Source organism: Arenimonas sp. (genome assembly GCF_019459675.1).
Lineage (GTDB): Bacteria > Pseudomonadota > Gammaproteobacteria > Xanthomonadales > Xanthomonadaceae > Arenimonas.
The window spans coordinates 1-3389 of record NZ_JAIBFH010000478.1 but is presented as its reverse complement, the minus strand read 5'-3'; the positions used below and the strand labels follow the sequence as shown (position 1 = coordinate 3389).

At 67.4% G+C, this 3389-nt stretch carries 5 protein-coding genes; 2 read left to right on the top strand and 3 right to left on the bottom strand.

Annotated features, from left to right (window positions below; translation table 11 throughout):
• The first annotated feature begins 85 nt into the window (after positions 1-85).
• Together K0M70_RS15750 and K0M70_RS15745 are read left to right on the top strand one after the other, a co-directional pair.
• The gene (locus tag K0M70_RS15750; protein WP_290783642.1) at positions 86-1483 is read left to right on the top strand and encodes a GntP family permease; all 1398 of its coding nucleotides are present in this window, start codon (positions 86-88) and stop codon (positions 1481-1483) included.
• An 84-nt stretch (positions 1484-1567) separates the two neighbouring features.
• Positions 1568-1792 carry a hypothetical protein gene (locus K0M70_RS15745; protein WP_290783639.1) on the top strand — a complete coding sequence of 75 codons (225 nt, stop codon included), beginning with the start codon at positions 1568-1570 and terminating at the stop codon, positions 1790-1792.
• On the opposite strand, the gene K0M70_RS15740 is transcribed toward K0M70_RS15745, so the two are convergent.
• The 3 genes from K0M70_RS15740 to K0M70_RS15730 form a co-directional block, all read right to left on the bottom strand.
• Positions 1789-1953 carry a hypothetical protein gene (locus K0M70_RS15740; protein WP_290783636.1) on the bottom strand — a complete coding sequence of 55 codons (165 nt, stop codon included), beginning with the start codon at positions 1951-1953 and terminating at the stop codon, positions 1789-1791. The genes K0M70_RS15745 and K0M70_RS15740 overlap by 4 nt on opposite strands.
• A gap of 205 nt (positions 1954-2158) precedes the next feature.
• The gene (locus tag K0M70_RS15735; RefSeq protein WP_290783633.1) at positions 2159-2632 is read right to left on the bottom strand and encodes a nuclear transport factor 2 family protein; all 474 of its coding nucleotides are present in this window, start codon (positions 2630-2632) and stop codon (positions 2159-2161) included.
• A gap of 13 nt (positions 2633-2645) precedes the next feature.
• Positions 2646-3257 carry a CDP-alcohol phosphatidyltransferase family protein gene (locus K0M70_RS15730; protein ID WP_290783630.1) on the bottom strand — a complete coding sequence of 204 codons (612 nt, stop codon included), beginning with the start codon at positions 3255-3257 and terminating at the stop codon, positions 2646-2648.
• Positions 3258-3389 lie beyond the last annotated feature (132 nt).

The window sequence follows — 3389 nt, the reverse complement described above, 5'->3', positions numbered from 1 at the left end:
CGGCCACCTGTACCTTGGTACAGGTGGCCCCACGCCCCGGGGCTGCGGACACTGCCTGCCTGATGATCCTCGGGGAAACGAAGGCATGTCCTTCCTGATCGTGCTTGGCGCCTTGGTGTTCCTGATGCTGGTGGCTTACCGCGGCTACAGCGTCATCCTGTTCGCGCCGGTGGCGGCGATGGGCGCGGTGCTGCTGACCGACCCCACCCTGGTGGCGCCGATGTTCACCGGCCTGTTCATGGACAAGATGGTGGGCTTCCTCAAGCTCTACTTCCCGGTGTTCCTGCTGGGCGCCATCTTCGGCAAGCTCATCGAGGTGTCGGGCTTCTCCAAGTCCATCGTGGCGGCGGTGATCAGGCTGTTCGGGGCCGACCGCGCGATGCTGTCCATCGTGGCGGTGTGCGCGGTGCTGACCTACGGCGGCGTGTCGCTGTTCGTGGTGGTGTTCGCGGTGTATCCGTTCGCCGCGGAAATATTCCGGCAGAGCGACATCCCCAAGCGACTCATCCCCGGCACCATCGCCCTGGGTGCTTTCACCTTCACCATGGACGCGCTGCCGGGCACGCCGCAGATCCAGAACATCATCCCGGCCTCTTTCTTCGGCACCGACACCTGGGCGGCGCCGGTGCTGGGAACCATTGGCGGCCTCTTCATCCTGGCGCTGGGCATGAGCTACCTGGAATGGCGCCGGCGCGTAGCGCGCGCCGCGGGCGAAGGCTACGGCACCGAACTGCTGAACGAGCCCGCACCTTTCGCCGGCGACCGACTGGCCAACCCCTGGGTGGCACTGCTGCCGCTGGTGCTGGTGGGCGTGTCGAACAAGGTGTTCACCGTGCTGATTCCGCAGGCCTATGGCGACAGCCATTCGTTCGTGCCCTCGGTGGTCGGCAACCCCACGCCGGTGGTGCAGGAGATTTCCAAGGTCGCCGCCATCTGGGCCGTGGAGGCCGCGCTGCTGGTGGGCATCCTGGCGGTGGTGGTCTTGGCTTGGCGCGCCGTCAGCACGCACTTCGCCGAAAGCACCAAGCCGGCGATCGGCGGCGCGCTGCTGGCGGCCATGAACACGGCGTCCGAGTATGGGTTCGGCGCGGTCATCGCCGCCCTGCCCGGCTTCCTGATCGTAGCCAACGCGCTGGGCGCGATTCCCGACCCGCTGATCAATGAAGCCGTGACCGTCACCGCGCTGGCCGGCATCACCGGCTCGGCGTCCGGCGGCATGTCCATTGCCCTGGCGGCGATGGCCGACACCTTCATCGCCAATGCCAACGCGGCGGGCATCCCGATGGAAGTGCTGCACCGGGTGGCTTCGATGGCCAGCGGCGGCATGGACACGCTGCCGCACAACGGTGCGGTGATCACCCTGCTGGCCGTGACCGGCCTCACGCACCGCCAGGCCTACAAGGACATCTTCGCCATCACCATCATCAAAACCCTGGCGGTGTTCGTGATCATCGGCGTGTTCTACGCCACCGGCTGGGTATGACGCATCGGGGCCGTCTCGCCTGACCGCACGGTGGCAGTGGACTTGCTGCATTGACAGCGTGGCGTGATGCTGGAAAATCGCGCCATGACCCAGCCCCATCGCAAGTCCCGATTCCACACCCTCGTCGCCGTGGTGCTTTGCTTCGCCAGCGGCATCGTCGGGTCCATCATCGGCCGCATCTACGGCGCGGCACTAAGCACCTCACCCGCTTGGATCGGGCCGGCCATTCTGATCGGGTCGCTGGCCTGTTTCGTGGCGGGCCTGCTGTTGCTGCCCACCGCCATCCGGTCTTTTCGCGCGCAGCGCTAGTCCTTGGTGCGGGTCCGCGACACGGCGGTCATGATGCCGATGCCCAGCACGATGATGCAGGTGATGCCGACATAAATCGGGGCGACGCCAGCGGTGATCAGCCCCCAGGCGATACCGCCGACAAGCAGGGCCAAGCCGATCAGGAACAGCGCAAAAGACATGGTGGTGTTTCCTCTGTCACTCCCGGCAGCGAGCCGGTGCCGACGCTGTGTAACCAGCGTGTGCCGTTGATAACACCGGGCGCCTGAACGGCCTGGGAGCCGCACCGCCCAGGCGGCGGTGCCGGTTCAGCATGGCGATGGAACAGCGCCCGGCCCAATGCCCGCACAGCGCGGCGGTCGGGCCCGGACGCCCTTGCCAGACGGGCTACGGAACGACCTCCGTGCCCTGGGACGACCAGACCTGCCAGCGGCCTTCGCGCCGCACGTAGGTGTCGATGTAGCGCACGCGCCGGGTGAACGCCTTGCCCTGTGCGTCCGTGCCCCGGGTGTGGAAGATGCCCGTGACGCGCGCACTGTCGCCATGCACCGTAGCGACAAGGTCGGTGCTGGACGCGTCCTCCAGCCGGTACTGGCCCACTCCCGCCAGCGTGGAAGCCTTGTCCTCCATCGCCCCGCGGCGGCTGGTGACCGCTATGAAATCCTCGGCAAGGTTGTGTTCGAACCAGGCCCGGTCGGCCGCGAGGTCGGCCTGGTTCCATCCCAGGTTCAGGGCCGTGACGGCGTGCACGTCGTCCGCGATGCGCGAGTCGGTGCCGGCATCGGCGTGCGCAGGGTCGCAGGCCAGTGACGGCGCCGCCATCAGCAGGCCGCACAGGGCGAGCGGGATCATGGGGTTCATCGGGTGGCTCCGGTCAGGGTTTGGGCACGTGCAGGGTCTTGCTGATCATCAGTGACCCCGACAGCGCGAACAGCAGCACCAGCGGATGCAGCTCCCAGCCCAGCTGCACGCTGCCGAACCAGAGCGCGTCGCCGATGCTGCCCTGCCACGTGGCGACGGCCAGTACGATCACCAGCGCCAGGCTGGTGGGAATGGGCGTGCCCTCGAAGTACTTCACCTTGCCTTCGTCGCCGGTCATCGACTCGGCCGTGACGTTATAGCGAGCCAGGCGGCTGACGCCGCAGCACACGAAGTACGACAGCACCAGCCAGTCCCAGCCGCCCTGCATGCCGCAGGCATAGGCCAACGCGGCCGGCGCCAGGCCGAACGAGATGACGTCCGAAAGCGAGTCCAGTTCGCGGCCCAGCGTGGACGCGGTGTGCCGCCAGCGCGCGATCTTGCCGTCCAGCGCGTCGAAGATGAAGGCCAGCGGGATCAGCGCCATGCCCCACAGCAGGTCGGACGTGCGGCCGTCCTGCAGGAAGCGCATGGCCGCAAACACCGCGCCGGTGCCGCAAAAGGCGTTGGCCAGGGTGAACCAGTCGGCGAGGTGGAACTCGCGCAGCATCGAGAAGTGGCGCTTCATGGGCGGAGTTTCCGGCAACAGGGACCTTCAGGGTGCCAAATCCGGCGGGCCATGGGTAGGCGCGAGTCCAGCCAGCAAAGAAAAACGGGGCCCGAAGGCCCCGTTGGTCTTGCCGGCGATGCCGCGGCCTTC

What these genes read in the sequence shown, in the direction of transcription:
- K0M70_RS15750 (WP_290783642.1), top strand. Translation starts at nt 86, where the DNA reads ATGTCCTTCCTGATCGTGCTTGGCGCCTTGGTGTTCCTGATGCTGGTG.
- K0M70_RS15745 (WP_290783639.1), top strand. Translation starts at nt 1,568, where the DNA reads ATGACCCAGCCCCATCGCAAGTCCCGATTCCACACCCTCGTCGCCGTG.
- K0M70_RS15740 (WP_290783636.1), bottom strand. Translation starts at nt 1,953, where the DNA reads ATGTCTTTTGCGCTGTTCCTGATCGGCTTGGCCCTGCTTGTCGGCGGT.
- K0M70_RS15735 (WP_290783633.1), bottom strand. Translation starts at nt 2,632, where the DNA reads ATGAACCCCATGATCCCGCTCGCCCTGTGCGGCCTGCTGATGGCGGCG.
- K0M70_RS15730 (WP_290783630.1), bottom strand. Translation starts at nt 3,257, where the DNA reads ATGAAGCGCCACTTCTCGATGCTGCGCGAGTTCCACCTCGCCGACTGG.